This is a genomic window from Streptomyces lacaronensis, assembly GCF_047337785.1.
Lineage (GTDB): Bacteria > Actinomycetota > Actinomycetes > Streptomycetales > Streptomycetaceae > Streptomyces > Streptomyces lycopersici.
In genome coordinates, this window is record NZ_JBLHDK010000003.1 from 3550485 (window position 1) to 3566023 (window position 15539).

12 protein-coding genes are annotated in these 15539 nt (G+C 68.2%); 4 read left to right on the forward strand and 8 right to left on the reverse strand.

The genetic code is table 11. The features are described from left to right. Positions 1-61 precede the first annotated feature (61 nt). The 7 genes from ACMTAK_RS14935 to ngcE all read right to left on the reverse strand — a co-directional run bounded on the left by ACMTAK_RS14935 (position 62) and on the right by ngcE (position 8489). Positions 62-1378 carry a sugar ABC transporter permease gene (locus tag ACMTAK_RS14935; RefSeq protein WP_413806697.1) on the reverse strand — a complete coding sequence of 439 codons (1317 nt, stop codon included), beginning with the start codon at positions 1376-1378 and terminating at the stop codon, positions 62-64. Beyond that, the gene (locus ACMTAK_RS14940) at positions 1375-2163 is read right to left on the reverse strand and encodes an ATP-binding cassette domain-containing protein (RefSeq protein WP_413806698.1); all 789 of its coding nucleotides are present in this window, start codon (positions 2161-2163) and stop codon (positions 1375-1377) included. The genes ACMTAK_RS14935 and ACMTAK_RS14940 overlap by 4 nt, the downstream gene beginning before the upstream one ends. A gap of 143 nt (positions 2164-2306) precedes the next feature. Beyond that, positions 2307-3407, reverse strand: a complete 1101-nt coding sequence (locus ACMTAK_RS14945) for a substrate-binding domain-containing protein (RefSeq protein WP_413806699.1) — start codon at positions 3405-3407, stop codon at positions 2307-2309. A gap of 218 nt (positions 3408-3625) precedes the next feature. Continuing rightward, a complete protein-coding gene (locus ACMTAK_RS14950) occupies positions 3626-4825 on the reverse strand; it encodes an ROK family transcriptional regulator (RefSeq protein ID WP_413812897.1) in 1200 nt (399 codons plus the stop codon). Between the two features lie 245 nt (positions 4826-5070). Beyond that, entirely contained in the window at positions 5071-5904 is an 834-nt protein-coding gene (locus tag ACMTAK_RS14955) for a carbohydrate ABC transporter permease (protein WP_413812898.1), read from the reverse strand. Positions 5905-6076: 172 nt separating this feature from the next. Next, positions 6077-6994: a carbohydrate ABC transporter permease gene (locus ACMTAK_RS14960; RefSeq protein ID WP_413806700.1), complete on the reverse strand. Its 918-nt coding sequence runs from the start codon at positions 6992-6994 to the stop codon at positions 6077-6079. 58 nt (positions 6995-7052) lie between these two features. Then, positions 7053-8489 carry an N-acetylglucosamine/diacetylchitobiose ABC transporter substrate-binding protein gene (ngcE, locus tag ACMTAK_RS14965; RefSeq protein WP_413806701.1) on the reverse strand — a complete coding sequence of 479 codons (1437 nt, stop codon included), beginning with the start codon at positions 8487-8489 and terminating at the stop codon, positions 7053-7055. 341 nt (positions 8490-8830) lie between these two features. Here ngcE and ACMTAK_RS14970 point away from each other — a divergent pair, with 341 nt between their 5' ends. The 3 genes from ACMTAK_RS14970 (at position 8831) to ACMTAK_RS14980 (ending at position 14080) form a co-directional block, all read left to right on the forward strand. Next, positions 8831-9364: a hypothetical protein gene (locus ACMTAK_RS14970; RefSeq protein ID WP_413806702.1), complete on the forward strand. Its 534-nt coding sequence runs from the start codon at positions 8831-8833 to the stop codon at positions 9362-9364. Between the two features lie 213 nt (positions 9365-9577). Further along, positions 9578-13435: a GH92 family glycosyl hydrolase gene (locus ACMTAK_RS14975; protein ID WP_413806703.1), complete on the forward strand. Its 3858-nt coding sequence runs from the start codon at positions 9578-9580 to the stop codon at positions 13433-13435. Positions 13436-13534: 99 nt separating this feature from the next. Further along, the gene (locus tag ACMTAK_RS14980; protein WP_413806704.1) at positions 13535-14080 is read left to right on the forward strand and encodes an isochorismatase family protein; all 546 of its coding nucleotides are present in this window, start codon (positions 13535-13537) and stop codon (positions 14078-14080) included. 69 nt (positions 14081-14149) lie between these two features. On the opposite strand, the gene ACMTAK_RS14985 is transcribed toward ACMTAK_RS14980, so the two are convergent. Further along, the gene (locus ACMTAK_RS14985; protein ID WP_413806705.1) at positions 14150-14533 is read right to left on the reverse strand and encodes a winged helix-turn-helix transcriptional regulator; all 384 of its coding nucleotides are present in this window, start codon (positions 14531-14533) and stop codon (positions 14150-14152) included. Positions 14534-14630: 97 nt separating this feature from the next. On the opposite strand from ACMTAK_RS14985, the gene ACMTAK_RS14990 reads away from it, so the two are divergent. Continuing rightward, positions 14631-15485: an NAD(P)H-binding protein gene (locus ACMTAK_RS14990; protein WP_413806706.1), complete on the forward strand. Its 855-nt coding sequence runs from the start codon at positions 14631-14633 to the stop codon at positions 15483-15485. Positions 15486-15539: the final 54 nt, after the last annotated feature.

A 15539-nucleotide genomic window follows, 5' to 3' on the forward strand; every position in this document is an offset into this window, starting at 1 on the left:
GCTGCCCGGTGCCTTCCGTGAAGGCACCGGGCAGCCGGGTGAGCGGATGAGGCGTCCGGGGTCAGCCGCGACCCGCGGACCGCTGTGTCCTGCGCGACACCGAGTCGATGACGACGGCGGCCAGCAGCACGCCACCGGTGATCATGTACTGGACGGAGTTCGCGACGCCCAGCAGGTTCATCCCGGACGAGATCGAGCCGATGACCAGCATGCCGAGCAGCGCCGACCAGACCGAGCCCCGGCCACCGAAGAGGCTGGTGCCACCGATGACCGCGGCCGCGATGGCCTCCATCAGCAGGTTGCCGGTGCCGGCCTGCTGGCTGGCGGAGCCGATCCGGGAGGCGATCATGATGCCGCCGCACGCGGCCATCAGCCCGGCCAGCGAGTAGACCGAGATCCGGATGGCGACGACGTTGATGCCCGCCCGGCGGGCGGCCTCGACGCTGCCGCCCAGGGCGATCACCTTGCGCCCGTAGGAGGTGCGGCGGACCACGAAGTCCAGGATCACCAGGACCGCCACGAAGATCACCAGAGCGAGGGGCAGACCCTTGTACTCGTTGAGCCGCCAGGCCGCGGTGAAGAGGATCAACGCGAGCACGCCCGTACGGACCAGGATCTCGCTCAGCGGCCGCGAGGGTATGCCGACCGCCTTACGGCGCCTGCTGTCCAGGAACTGGGCGAGGAAGAAGCCCGCCGTCGCCACCGTGGCCGCCCCGTACGCGGCGATGAGCTGGCTGAAGTAGTGCGCGGTGAGATCGCGCACGAAGCTGTCGTCCGCGATGCTGATGGTGCCGGTGGTGCCGAGCACCTGGAGCATCAGACCGTTCCAGGCCAGCAGACCGGCCAGGGTCACCACGAAGGCCGGTACGCCGATCTTGGCGAAGAAGAAGCCGTGCACCGCGCCGAGGGCCGCGCCGCTGGCGAGCGCCGCGAGCACCGCGATCCCCTCGGGCACCCCGTGGTTGACGTTGAGCACCGCCAGGGTCGCCGCGGCCAGACCGCTGAGCGAGCCGACGGACAGGTCGATCTCCCCGAGCAGCAGCACGAAGACGATCCCGACCGAGATCATGCCGGTGCCGCCGAGCAGGATGGAGAGGTCGGAGAGGTTCTTGGGCGAGAGGAAGGCACTGTCCTTCGCCTGGAAGACCGCCCAGATGATGGCGATGCCGACGATGACCGGGACCGCGCCCAGATCACCGCTGCGCATCTTGCGGCCGAACTCCGTCAGATAGCCCTTGAAGCCCTCCTGACGGACCAGCAGCCGGGGGTCGACGACGGTGACCGCGTCCTTGGCGACGGGGTTGGCGTCGGCCGGGCCGCTCGCCTTGTTGGCGCCGTTCGACGGGCCGCCGTTGGTCTTGTCGACGTTCGTGGTCACTTCGCGACCTCCCCGCTACGCGCCTTGCGGCGGGTCACGGCGTTGTCCGTGGCGCCGGTGATGGCGGAAATGATCTCTTCCTGAGAGGTGGTCTTCACATCGAAGATGCCGTTGTTGCGACCCAGCCGCAGCACCGCGACCCGGTCCGCGACGGCCTTCACGTCGGCCATGTTGTGGCTGATGAGGATGACGGCGAGGCCGCGGTCGCGCAGCCGCTCGACCAGGTCCAGGACCTGAGCGGTCTGCTCGACGCCGAGGGCGGCGGTCGGCTCGTCCAGGATCACCAGCTTGGGCTCGCCGAGCATCGATCGGGCGATGGCGACGGTCTGCCGCTGGCCGCCCGAGAGCGAGGCGATCGGGATCCGCACACTGGGGATGCGGATTGACAGGGTCTGGAGCAACTCACGGGAGCGCCGCTCCATTTCGACCTCGTCGAGCACCCCGGCGCGCAGTATCTCGCGGCCGAGGAAGAGATTGCCGACGACGTCGATGTTGTCGCAGAGGGCGAGGTCCTGGTAGACGGTCGCGATGCCCAGCTGCTGGGCATCGTGCGGCCGGGTGACCTGGACGGGCTTGCCCTGCCACTCGACGACGCCCTCGTCGGCGGGGCCGACTCCGGCAATGCTCTTGACGAGGGTCGACTTGCCGGCGCCGTTGTCGCCCACCAGGGCGACGACTTCACCGGCGTGGACCTCCAGATGGATGTCGGTGAGCGCCTGGACGGCGCCGAACCGCTTGGAGATCCCGCGCAACGCCAACACGGGTCCGTTCGGCACGATGGCCATCTCCGTTCCGGGCAGGGTGGTCCCTGCTGTGTGACGGAGGGGAGAGCGCGCTCTCCCCTCGGATGGGGGGTGAGTCAGGGGGCGGGCGGGCCGTCCGCGAGGATTCGGACGGCCCTGCTCCACCCTTTGCCGGAGACCGGCCGTTACTTCAGACCGATCTCTGCGCACGCCGCCTTGATCTTGGCGGTGCAGATCTGGTCGACCTTGTAGATCCCGTCCTTGATGACGGTGTCCTTGATGTTCTTCTTGGTCAGCGAGACCGGCGTGATCAGCGTCGCCGGGATGTCCTTGGTGGTCGGGCTGTCGACCGTGTTGGACTCGTTGACCTTCTCCCCGCGGCCGAGCGCGATGGCCATCTCCGCGGCGGCGGTGGCCTCGTCCAGGTAGGACTTGTAGACGCTCATGTACTGCTCACCGGTGACGACCCGGCGCACACCCTCGATTTCGGCGTCCTGTCCGGTGACCGGGGGCAGCGGGGTGAGGCCGCCGCTCTTGAGCGCGGTGATCGCGCCGCCGGCCATGCTGTCGTTGGCCGAGTAGACGCCGACGATGTTGTCCTTGCCGAGCGAGGAGATGGCGCCCGTCATAGCCTCGTTGGCCTTGTCCGCCAGCCAGCGGTCGATGTCGTACGACTTGCCGACGTCCACCTTGCCCTTGAGGACGGACATCGCGCCCTTCTTGAACATGGCGGCGTTGGGGTCGGCCTCCCAGCCGTTGAGCATGACGATCTTGCCGCTCTTGGCCTTGTCGCCCAACGCCTCGAGCAGAGCCTTGCCCTGGACCTTGCCGACCGTCTCGTTGTCGAACGAGGTGTACGCGGAGACCGGTCCCTCGGCGAGCCGGTCGTAGGCGATGACCGGGATACCGTCCTCGTCGGCCTTCTTGACCGAGCTGGCGATGGACTTGGAGTCCACCGAGTCAAGGATGATCGCGTCGACCTTCTTGGTGATCATCGAGTCGACCTGCTGCTGCTGGACCGAGGGGTCCGACTTGGCGTTGACGTACAGAACCTTGCAGTCGGCGCAGAGTGCCTTGATCTTCTTGGTGACGAAGGGCCGGTCGAAGTTCTCGTATCTGGCCGTCTGATCCTCGGGCAGCAGCAGCCCGATCGTGAGCGGACCGGTCTTCTTCTTGTCGTCCTTCTTGTCGTTGTCGGCTTCCTTCGCCGAGCCACAGGCGGCGAGGGCTACCGTCATCGACATGACAGAAGCGGCAAGAGCGACGCGACGCATCGTTGCGTTCATTTAGGGGTGACCTCCCTGACGAGGCCGCGTCATTGCGGCCGAGGTGGCTGGAAGTCAACTCGGCCGCCCGCATGGCGTCAAGAAGTAAATCCTTAACGAGATGGCAACGGTGCCATTCGTTATCTGAGTGAACGCAGCCGGACAGGCCGGATAGACGGAGCGTGACCGGACAAAGCCTCTCAAGGCCTGCCCACGGCCCACCAGCCCCCGCCCGGTGGTCAGGTGAGGGCGGGAGCCCCCGCCGAGAGCGCGCCGTCCAGCAGCGTCGAATCGCCCATCTCGCTGAGCACCAGCGCGAGCGCGCCCAGCACCTCGGCCCGGCCGCCCAGCGCCCCCGGCATGACCGACAGCTGATGGGCCGCGCTCGGGATCGCGTACCGCGCGACCGACTCCCGGATCGGTCCCAGCACCAGCTCCCCCGCCTCGGCGAGCTGGCCGCCCAGCACCATCCGGCTCGGGTTGATCAGATTGCAGAGGCTGGCCACCCCGCTGCCGATGTGCCGGCCGACGTCCCCGATCACCCGCCGGCAGCCCGGGTCGCCCTCACGGGCGAGCTGCACCATGCGCTCCACGGTGAGGTCCGCCCCATGGCTGGAACGCAGCAGCGGCAGCACATAGCGGGCCGCGGTGAAGGTCTCCAGACAGCCGCGGTTGCCGCAGCGGCACACCGGGCCCGACTCGTCCAGGGTGATGTGGCCGATCTCGCCCGCCGTACCGCCGGGGCCGCGGTAGATCTTCCCGCTGATCACCAGCCCCGCGCCGACACCGTCGGCCACCTTGATGTACGCGAGGTCGCCGACCCCGCGGCCGGAGCCCCAGACCAGCTCGCCGAGCGCGCCGAGGTTGGCGTCGTTGTCCACGTGCACCGGCACCCCGAGCCGCTGGGCCAGGTCGTCGCGCGGATTGGTGCCCGCCCAGCCCGGCAGGATCGCGGTCGAGCCCAGCGTGCCGGTCTCCACGTCGATCGGGGCGGGCACGCCGAGCCCGACGCCGACCACCTTGTCCTGGCTCAGCCCGCTGGCCGTGATCAGCCTGCTGACCAGCTGCTCGGCCCGGTCCAGACCCTGTGAGGAGGAGGCGTCCACATCCAGCGGCTCGGCCTCCTCGGCCAGCACCTGATGGGCGAGGTTGCCAATGGCGACACGCAGATGCGTATGGCCGAAATCCACCCCTACGACAATGCCCGCGTCACCGCTGAGCGAGACGCTGCGCGCCCGGCGGCCGCCCGCCGAGGTGGGCGTGACCTCGACCGTTCCGCCGTCCTTGAGCTCGCGCACGATGTTGGAGACGGTGGCGGCGGACAGCCCGGTGGACCGGGCGATCTCCGCCTGGGTCAGCGAGCCCGCCATCCGCACCGCACGGACCACCCGCTCGAGATTGGCCCGGTGCAGCGACGACTGCGATCCCGGAGTCTCCACGCCCATCCACTCCCGCCTTCGCGGGCGGCACGACGGCCGCTCCGCCCGACCGGACCGCAGCAATGAGGCCCGGCTGTGTCTCCAACATGTGAACTCTAAGCTGAGCCGCCACGGTTGTCCCACGTCAAGCCCCCGACGGCCGTGGGAACGCTCGCGGTACCCTTCGCCGCCCACAGCGGCACGGTCCCGTCCTTTCCGCGAAACGGAAAGGACGGGACCGTGAAAAAACCCTCCGCGAGATGCTCCTATTTGAGTGCGCCCGCGGTCAGACCCGCCTGGACCTGCCGCTGGAAGAGGATATAGACGGCGAGTACGGGAAGCATGGCCAGCACCAGACCGGCGAAAAGCGCTGACCAGTCGCCCTTGTACTGCTGGCTGGCCGCGAGCTGCACAAGGCCCTGGGTGAGCACCCGCTTGTCCTCATCGGTGTTGAGCACCGTGGGCAGCATGTACTGATTCCACTGCCCGAGGAAGTTGAAGATCCCCACGCTGATCAGCCCGGGCTTCGCCATCGGCAGCATGACCTGGAAGAACGTCCTGGTATGGGACGCCCCGTCGATCAGGGCCGCCTCCGCGACCGAGGACGGCAGCGTCTTGAAGAACGAGGTGAGGAAGAAGACCGTGAACGGCAGCGAATAGGCGATATAGACCAGAATGAGCCCATGGAAGGTGTTGAGCAGGCTCATGTTCTTCATCACGAAGAACAGCGGCACCAGCGCCAGGATGATCGGAAAACTCATCCCGCCGACGAACATGAAATAGATGAACCGCTTTCCCGGGAATTCGAAGCGGGCCAGGATGTACGCCGCCATCGAGCCCAGCAGCATCGTCCCGATCAGGGAGCAGCCCACCACCAGGATCGTATTGAGGAAGAAGTCGCCGATGTTCGACTTGCTCCAGGCCCTGCTCCAGTTGTCGAAGTGCAGGGCCGAGGGCAGCCCCCAGGGCGAGGTGAAGATCTGCTTGTCGGTCTTGAGGGAGCTCATCACCGCCCACAGCAGCGGCAGCGTGACCAGGAGTCCCCAGACCACCAGGATGCCGTGCGAGAAGACGTTGAGGACCTTGCCCTCGCTGCCGATCCGGCCCTCGGGAGTGAAGCCCGGCGGCTGCTTGGCGACGGGCCCGGTGGCCGGTGCCTCGTCCTCCTTGGTGACGCCCGGGAGCTCCGAGGGCTCTGCGTGCGAGGTCACTGTGGTACCCCCAGATCGGCGGTCGGGCGGCGGTGGCCGGGTGCGGTCGGTGTGATCGGCATCAGTACTCCAGCCGTTCGCGCCGGCCGAGCCTGGTCACGATGACCGCGAAGATCAGGGTGACGATGAGCATCGCGACGCCGATCGTGGTGGCCCGTCCGGCCTGCCCGTCGTGGAAGGTCTTGGTGTAGACGTAGTAGCCCATGACCTGGGTGGAGTCGGCGGGGCCGCCCGGCCCCACGGTCATGATCTGCACCACGGCGAACGCGTCGAGCGCGATGATGCCCATATAGATCCAGCCGGTCTGGACCGTGTCCCACAACAGCGGCAGGGTGATCTTGAAGAAGGTCTCGATCCGGTTGGCCCCGTCGAGCAGCGCCGCCTCGTAGAAGTCCCTCGGGATGGAGCTCATCCCGGCGGAGAAGAGGACGACGTAGAAGCCGACGTTGCTCCAGACCATCACCGCCATCAGGCACCACAGCGCCAGCTTCGGATCGGCCAGCCACTGCTGCTGGAGCGAATCCAGGCCGACTCCGTCGAGGAAGGAGTTGATCGCGCCGTTGCGCGGGTTGTAGGTGAACTGGAACAGCAGGGCGACGATCGCGATCGACAGCACCTGCGGGAAGAAGTAGATCACCTTGTACAGGCTCGACCCGCGCACCCCGGAGATCGCCGCGTTCTTACGGCGCCGGCCGCCCACATTGAGCATGAAGGCGAAGAAGAGTCCGAGGCCGAGCGTCACCAGCGGCACCACCAGCAGCAGCACGACATTGTGCCCGACCGCTTTCCAGAAGAGGTCGTCGTGCAGCAGCCAGTTGTAGTTCTTGAACCCGACCATCTTGAAGTCGGAGCTCAGACCCGTCCAGTCCGTGAAGGAGTAGTAGATGGCCTGGACGAACGGCGAGATCACGAAGACCGCGTAAAGGATCACCGGCAGGGCCAGGAACCCCGCGATGAACCGGTACTTCCCATGCTGCATTTCTACCGACCTCGGTCTTCCCCTACGGATAATGCCGCCGGCGACGCGTGGACCCGCATCAGACGTGCTTGTACTTCTTGACGGCGTCGTCCTTGGCCGTGTCATCGGCGAACTTCTGGCACTTCTTGATCGTCTCGGCGGGGGTCATCCGGCCGGCCATCATCTCGCCGAGCGCGCCGACGCCGATCTGCTGCTTCTGCAGCGTCACGTACCAGTCCTGCATCCGCGGGTTGACCACGTTCTTGCCCGCCTTGGTCAGCGCCTCCTGCGCCGACGCCAGACCCGGCGGCAGGCTGAGCCCTTCGGTGCCGCCGTTGAGGGAGGAGAGCGAGGAGACCTGCTTGATGAAGTTCTTGGTGGACTTCTCACCGAGCATGATCCGCAGCAGCTCCATGCCGCCCTCGGGGTTCTTCGCCGACTTCGGGACGATGAAGGGCTCACCGCCGGAGGCCCACAGGGTGCCGAACGGCATCTTGTCGCTCTTGTCCAGGCTGGAGGGCGCGGCCACCGCCATCTGGAAGTCCTTCGGGGTGGTCTTCTTCGCCTCGTTCTCCACCCAGGAGCCGTTGGGGATGAACAGCGCCTTGCCCTGGTTCCACGCGGTCTGGGACTCGATGTGGGTCAGGCCCGGGGTGCCCCTGAGGATGTAGCCCTTCTTGTAGAGCTCGTAGTACGCCTCGAAGGCGGCCTTGACGGCCGGGTGCTTCCAGGCGTTCGGCTCCAGGTTGTCGATCGAGTCCAGGACGTCCCGGCCGCCGATCTTGGCGATGAAGGGGTAGAGGCTGAACGGCAGGTAGTAGGGGTACTTGCCGGGGTAGGTCCAGCCCGCGATGTTCTTCTTCTTGGCCTTCTCGCAGACCTTGAGCATGTCGTCCCAGGTCTCGGGGTACTCCACGTCGAGCTTGGCGAGGTTGCTCTTGGAGTACCAGACGCCGTAGACGGTGTAGGCGTAGTAGAGGATCCACACCGGCTTGCCGTCGAACTGGCCCATCTCCACGACACCGGGGCGCAGCGTCTCGCGCACCGTCTTGTTCGGGTCGTCGAGGGAGGGCGCGTCCAGCAGCGGGGTGAGGTCGGTCAGCTGGTTCTTGGCGACCAGGGTGCCCATGTCCATCTGCTCGGCGCCGGAGTTGTCGACGAGGTCCGGCGGGGTGCCGCCGTTGAAGCGCGGCTGGAGCACGGTCTGGATCTTCTGGGTGGCGGCGTGCTTGACCTTGCCCTTGGTCTTCGGGAAGGCCTTGGCGTACTCCGCCTCGGCGTCCTTGGCGTACTGCTGGCCGAAGCCGCCGTCGAAGATGACGACGTCGAGCGCGGCGCTCTCGTTGACCGCGAGCGGGTTCTTGGCGCTCTTCTTGCCCTTGTCGACCTTCTTGGAGTCGTCGTCACCGCCACTGGCACAGGCGGACAGCGCGCTCATCGCCGGCACGGTGATCAATCCGAGCGCCGCCGAGCGCTTGATCAGATCGCGACGGCCGACATCTGAGGTGGATCCCATGCTCAAGTCCTCGCCTTCGTCAGGACTCAGGCGGTGTAACGGTCTCCCGTACATACTCGCCTCCGGCGAGGGGCCCGACACCGCGGGTCAGTTGAAGCGTCAAGCGGAGTATTGCTGGGTGTACGCCGGGGAGAGCGGATGACCCGCCGAGGCCCTCCGATATGGGCCGCGGTGCGGCCTTCCCCCTGGGGCGACAGGTATAGTCCACTGGGCCTCATATGGGCAAGATCGAGAGGTCATCGGGTGCCAGTCTTTCCCGAGTTGAGACCTGCCCGACATACCGTAAGGGGAGACATGCCGCGCGGCACGCCGCCGTGCGCGCTCCCCGAAAGGCGGTTCCCGTGTCCCGGAAGCAGCTCACCCTCGCCACCAGCATTGTCGTGACCGCGACACTCGCGGCCACCGCGGGGTGTGGCTCCGGCAGTGGGGGCTCGTCCGCCGGGGACAGCAAGGGCGGCGCGGCGATCGGCAAGGGCATGGCCCAGCTGCCGGTGGAGCCCACCCAGGCGCCGACCGAGGAGCCCACCGACGATCCCTACGACGACCCGTATGACGAGCCGTCGGACTCCCCCACCGGCGGCTCAGGACTGGTCACCCCGGACGCCAAGATGGGCACCTGCGGTTGGGGTTCGAACGGCAAGCCCTACGCCAATGTGAAGATCAGCAACTCCGGCTCCGGCACGGCCTACTACTCGCTGCTGGTCGGCTTCGTGGACAGCTCCGAGGAGGTCGTGACCACCGGGGTGGAGTCCGACGCCTCCGTGGCGGGCGGCTCCGAGAAGACCATCAAGGTCACCGGGCTCAAGGCGGACAGCTCCCACACCGCGAAGAAGTGCCGGCTGTCGCTCGCCACCAAGTCCGACAAGGCGGGCTGACGACACGCCAGGAGCAACCTCGAGGGGCGCACGGAATCGCCCCCATGGACGCGGGCCGTACCGCCGACAGGGGGACGGCCCGCGGCGTACCACCCGCCGCACGGGCGCCCATTGAGGGTTGTCCGCAACCTTGACACCACCCTCCCCCTGCCTCCCTACTTATCTCTGCCCGAACCAGTGGACAACGTTGTCAGACTCGTTGAGAGGCTGAGTATGCGACAGAGACGACCCCAGAGACGATGGCGTGGGATCGGACGGTCGGCCGCCCTGGTGGCGGCCGTCCTGCTGGCGGTGACGGCCCAGGGCGGTGCGGTCGCCGCCCCCGCCGGCCCGGACTCCGCGCACCACGCCGACCGCACCTTCGCCTCGTCCTTCGAGTCGGGCGATCCCCAGCCCGACTGGCGGAATACGGTCGAGACCGGCCCCGACGGCAAGAAGAAGGCGTCGGGAGTCGACGGAGGCTACTCCTCCGGGATCCCCGGCAATGTCACCGACAAGGTCACCGAGGTCCGCGCGAGCGGCGAGAACACCGACGGCGGGGAGATCAAGGAGAACCTCGTCGACGGCGAGGTCACCAGCAAGTGGCTGGCCTTCGAGACCACCGCCTGGCTCGAGTTCGACCTGAGCGAGCCGGTGGAGGCCGTCCGCTACGCCCTCACCTCCGCCAACGACGCCCCCGGCCGGGACCCGAAGGACTGGACCCTCAAGGGCTCGGCCAACGGCTCCGACTGGACGACGCTGGACACCCGTGAGGACGAGACGTTCTCCTCGCGCCAGCAGACGCGGGAGTTCTCTTATCGCAATTCGACGGCCTTCAAGCACTTCCGGCTGGAGATCACCCGCAACGCCGGGGACGACATCGTCCAGCTCGCTGAGGTGCAGTTCGCAACCGGCGACACCACTCCGCCCGCGGCCTCCGACATGCGGACCCAGATCGACCGCGGCCCGACCGGCTCCCCCACCGCCAAGGCCAACGCGGGCTTCACCGGCACCCGAGCCCTGGCTTACGCGGGCACCCACAAGCCGGACGGCCGGGCGTACTCGTACAACAAGGTCTTCGACGTCGACACGGCCGTCACCCGGGACACCCAGCTGTCCTACCGGATCTTCCCGTCGATGACCGAGACGGACCTCGACTACCCGGCCACCCATGTCTCCGTCGACCTCGCCTTCACCGACGGCACCTACCTCAGCGAGCTGCCCGGCGCGGTCGACCAGCACGGCGCCCGGATGAGCCCGCAGGGCCAGGCCGCCTCCAAGACGCTGTACGTCAACCAGTGGAACCACAAGGAGTCGCGGATCGGCGCGGTCGCCGCGGGCAAGACCGTCGACCGGATCCTCGTGGCCTACGACTCCCCCAAGGGCCCCGCACAGTTCCGCGGCTGGGTGGACGACATCTCCATCGCCCCCAAGGCGCCCGAGAAGCCGCTGGCGCACCTGTCGGACTACGCGCTGACCACCCGCGGCACCAACTCCAGCGGCAGCTTCTCGCGCGGCAACAACTTCCCGGCCACCGCCGTCCCCAACGGCTTCAACTTCTGGACGCCGGTGACCAACGCGGGCTCCACCGACTGGCTCTACCAGTACGCCCGCGCCAACAACGCCGACAACCTCCCCACCATCCAGTCGTTCAGCGCCAGCCATGAGCCCAGCCCCTGGATGGGCGACCGGCAGACCTTCCAGGTGATGCCGTCCGGGGCGGGCGGCACCCCCGACGCCGGGCGCACCGCCCGCGCGCTCCCCTTCCGCCATGAGAAGGAGACCGCCCGTCCCTACTACTACGGGGTGACCTTCGAGAACGGCCTCACCGCCGAGATGGCGCCCACCGATCACGCCGCGGCCATGCGCTTCACCTACCCGGGCGAGGACGCGAGCGTCATCTTCGACAACGTCAACAACAACGGCGGGCTGACCCTCGACGCCGAGCACGGCGTCGTCACCGGCTACTCCGACGTCAAGAGCGGACTGTCCACCGGCGCCAGCCGGCTGTTCGTCTACGGCGTCTTCGACACCCCGGTGAGCGCGAGCGGCAAGCTGGACGGAGGCGGCGGCAAAGACGTCACCGGCTACTTCCGCTTCAAGCCGGGGAAGGACCGCACGGTCACCCTCCGACTCGCCACCTCGCTGATCGGCGTCGACCAGGCGAAGGCCAACCTCGACCGGGAGCTGCCCGCGTCGCGGTCGTTCGGGCAGGTCAAGCGGGCCGCCCAGGCGGAGTGGGACAACATCCTGGGCCGGGTCGAGGTCGAGGGCGCGGACCGCGGCCAGCTCACCTCGCTCTACTCCAGCCTCTACCGGCTGTACCTCTATCCCAATTCCGCTTTCGAGCACACGGGCACGGCGGCGAAGCCCCGCAACCAGTACGCGAGCGCCTTCTCGCCGGCCACCGGGGAGAACACCCCGACCCACACCGGCGCGAAGATCGTCGATGGCGAGGTGTACGTCAACAACGGCTTCTGGGACACCTACCGCACCACCTGGCCCGCCTACTCCCTGCTCACCCCGAAGCGGGCGGGCACGATGGTCGACGGCTTCGTACAGCAGTACAAGGACGGGGGCTGGATATCCCGCTGGTCCTCACCGGGCTACGCCGATCTGATGACCGGCACCAGCTCGGACGTGGCCTTCGCCGACGCGTATCTGAAGGGTGTGCGGTTCGACGCCGAGGCCGCCTACGAGGCCGCGCTGAAGAACGCCACCGCCGTGCCGCCCACGTCGGGCGTCGGCCGGAAGGGCATGGCCAGCTCGCCCTTCCTCGGCTACACCAGCACCGAGACCCATGAGGGGCTGTCCTGGGCGCTGGAGGGCTATCTCAACGACTTCGGCCTCGCCAACATGGGCAAGGCGCTCTACGCGAAGACGAAGAAGGCCCGCTACAAGGAGGAGTCCGAGTACTTCCTGCACCGTGCGCAGGGCTATGTCTCGCTCTTCGACGACAAGGCGGGCTTCTTCCAGGGCAAGGACGCCAATGGGAAGTGGCGCGTGCCCTCCGACAAGTACGACCCCCGGATCTGGGGCTACGACTACACCGAGACCAACGGCTGGGGCTATGCGTTCACCGCGCCCCAGGACAGCCGGGGCCTGGCCAACCTCTACGGCGGCCGCGCGGGTCTGGCGAAGAAGCTGGACACCTATTTCTCCACCCCGGAGACCGCCTCGCCGGAGTTCGCCGGTTCCTACGGCGGCGTCATCCACGAGATGACCGAGGCGCGGGACGTCCGCATGGGCATGTACGGCCACAGCAACCAGGTCGCCCACCATGTGGCGTACATGTACGACGCGGCGGGACAGCCGTGGAAGACCCAGGAGAAGGTGCGCGAGGTGCTCTCCCGCCTCTACACCGGCAGCGAGATCGGCCAGGGCTACCACGGCGACGAGGACAACGGCGAGCAGTCCGCCTGGTACCTCTTCAGCTCGCTGGGCTTCTATCCGCTGGTGATGGGCGGCTCGGAGTACGCGGTCGGATCGCCGCAGTTCACCAAGGTCACGGTGCATCTGGAGAACGGCCGCGACCTCGTCGTCAAGGCCCCGCGCAACAGCGCGCGGAACGTGTACGTCCAGGGTCTGAAGGTCAACGGCAAGGCGTGGAACTCCACCGCGCTGCCGCACTCGGTGATCGCCAAGGGCGGCACCCTGGAGTTCGCGATGGGCCCCGAGCCGTCGGCCTGGGGCACCGGCGCGAACGCCGCGCCGTCCTCCATCACCAAGGACGACAAGGTGCCCACCCCGCGCCACGACCTGACGGTGCCGAGCGGCGGTACAGCGCTGCTGGACAACACCTCGGGCACCGAGACCACCTTCGAGTCGGCGGAGCTGCCGGTCACGGAGCCGGGCCGCGCGGTGCAGTACACCCTGACCTCGTCGGACCGCGGCAAGGCCCCGGCGGGATGGGTGCTCCAGGGCTCCGCGGACGGCGAGAAGTGGCGGGACCTGGACCGCAGGTCGGGCGAGTCCTGGTCCTGGGACAAGCAGACCCGCGTCTTCTCGGTACGGACGCCGGGTACGTACGAGCACTACCGCTTGGTGCCGGACGACAAGTCGACACTGGCGGAGGTGGAACTCCTCGGCTGAGCCGTTGGGTGGGCCGGGCCCGTATCCGCGGACCCGGCCTGCCCGGCCCTGAGGGCGGCTCACGCGCGGCGAGCCTGGGCGGCCCGATACGGTGAGTCCATGTCACATACCCCCGCGCTCCTCGTCATCGACATGCAGAACGCCCTGGCGGCGATCTCGCACCGGGCCACCGAAACCGTCGCCGTGATCGCGGGGCTGCGCGAACGTGCCAAGGCCGCGGGCGTGCCGGTGGTGACGATTCAGCAGCAGGGCGTCGAGTTGGAGCCTGGTACGGAGGGCTGGCAGGTCGTGCCCGAACTCAGGCCCTCCGCCGACGAGGTGATCGTCCACAAGACCAGTGCGGACAGCTTCCTCGACACGGATCTCGACAAGACCCTCAAGGCGCTGGGAGTCACCGAGGTGGTCGTCACCGGGTTCGCGACCGAGATCTGCGTGGACACCACGGCACGGCAGGCGCTGAGCCACCAGTACGACGTGGTGCTGGTCGCCGACGGGCACACCACATCCGAGCGGCCCGACACCGGCGACTTCGCCTCGCCGGAGCGGTCGATCGCCCATCACAACGAGATTTTCCGGCACATCGACTTTCCGGGGCGTCGCGTCCGCGTGGTGCCCGCGGCCGAAGTGGATTTCGCCGCCGCCTAGCGCTGTCCTCGACTTGCGGCCCGCCGGACGGCAAGGGCGCGGGCCCCGCGGCGGGAACGTCATGATCATTCACCGAGGGGCGGTAGGGGCCGTCTCCGCACCGTCGTAATCCAGCCGGGCCCGCTCGACCTTGGCCAGGTTCTCGGCCGACCAGGTCGCGAGCGTGGCGAAGAGCGGGCCGAGGCTCCGGCCCAGCTCACTGATCTCGTACTCCACCCGGGGCGGGACCTCCGGGTGGTACGTGCGCCGCACCAGCCCGTCGCGCTCCATTTGCCGCAGCCGCTGGGTCAGCACCTTCGGGGTGATGGTGCCGATATGGCGTTGCAGCTCCACGAAGCGCTGACGGCCGTGTTCCCGCAGCGTCCAGAGGATGGGGGTGGTCCAGCGGCTGAAGACGATGTCGACCACCGGTGCGATCGGGCAGGCCAGTTCCGGTTCCAGTTCCTTGGACATAGCCACTTTCCTCTAGGTACCTACTATCTCCATGATGCTAGCTTCACCGTGCCGCGGCAAGGACAACGTCTGACACTGTGAGAACGGGGAGCTGCACATGATCGTGGTAACCGGAGCGACCGGGAATGTCGGCCGACCGCTGGTGGAGAAACTCGCCGCACTCGGCGAGCGCGTGACGGCGGTCTCGCGGCGGCCGTCGGCCGGGGCCGCCGGGGAGCCGCCGCAGGGGGTACGGGGCCGACAGGCCGATCTGGCGCACCCCGAAGGGCTGCGGCCCGCGCTGGAGGGAGCCGACGCGCTGTTCCTGCTCTTCGCGGGGGAGTTGCTCGCCGGGACGCCGCGGACCGGCGAACTCCTGGACGTCGCGCGGTCGGCCGGCGTACGGCGTGTGGTCCTGCTCTCCTCCCAGGCCGCCGGGACCCGCCCGGACGCGGTGTCCCACGCCCCCCTGTGGGCGTTCGAGGACGCCGTGCGGCGGTCGGGTCTCGACTGGACGATCCTGCGGCCCGGGGGCTTCGCCTCGAACGCCTTCGCCTGGGCCGAATCCGTCCGTGAGGAGCGCGTGATCGCGGCACCCTTCGCCGATGTCGCACTGCCGGTCGTGGACCCCGCGGACATCGCGGAGGTCGCCGCCGCGGCCCTGCGGGAGCCGGGCCACGCGGGACGTACGTACGAACTCACCGGCCCCGCCCCCGTCTCCCCACGCGGACAGGCGGACGCGATCGCCGACGCGCTGGGCGAGCCCGTGCGGTTCGCCGAGCTGAGCCGGGAGCGGGCGCGGGCGGAGATGCTGCGGTTCATGCCGGGGCCCGTCGCGGACGGCACCCTCGACATCCTGGGCGAACCGACGGCGGCCGAACAGCGGGTGAGCCCCGACGTCGAGGCCGTCCTGGGCCGCCCACCGCGGTCCTTCGCGGAGTGGGCGCTGGGCCATGTCGCCGCCTTCGCTTGAGCGGCGACCGTCCCCGCTCGTCCGACCGCTGCTGGGCCGGGAGCGGTTCATCGA

Coding starts and splice junctions, on each gene's coding strand:
- ACMTAK_RS14985 (WP_413806705.1), bottom strand. CDS start 14,533: ATGTCCAAGGAACTGGAACCGGAACTGGCCTGCCCGATCGCACCGGTG.
- ACMTAK_RS14940 (WP_413806698.1), bottom strand. CDS start 2,163: ATGGCCATCGTGCCGAACGGACCCGTGTTGGCGTTGCGCGGGATCTCC.
- ngcE (WP_413806701.1), bottom strand. CDS start 8,489: ATGGGATCCACCTCAGATGTCGGCCGTCGCGATCTGATCAAGCGCTCG.
- ACMTAK_RS14990 (WP_413806706.1), top strand. CDS start 14,631: ATGATCGTGGTAACCGGAGCGACCGGGAATGTCGGCCGACCGCTGGTG.
- ACMTAK_RS14960 (WP_413806700.1), bottom strand. CDS start 6,994: ATGCAGCATGGGAAGTACCGGTTCATCGCGGGGTTCCTGGCCCTGCCG.
- ACMTAK_RS14980 (WP_413806704.1), top strand. CDS start 13,535: ATGTCACATACCCCCGCGCTCCTCGTCATCGACATGCAGAACGCCCTG.
- ACMTAK_RS14945 (WP_413806699.1), bottom strand. CDS start 3,407: ATGAACGCAACGATGCGTCGCGTCGCTCTTGCCGCTTCTGTCATGTCG.
- ACMTAK_RS14975 (WP_413806703.1), top strand. CDS start 9,578: ATGCGACAGAGACGACCCCAGAGACGATGGCGTGGGATCGGACGGTCG.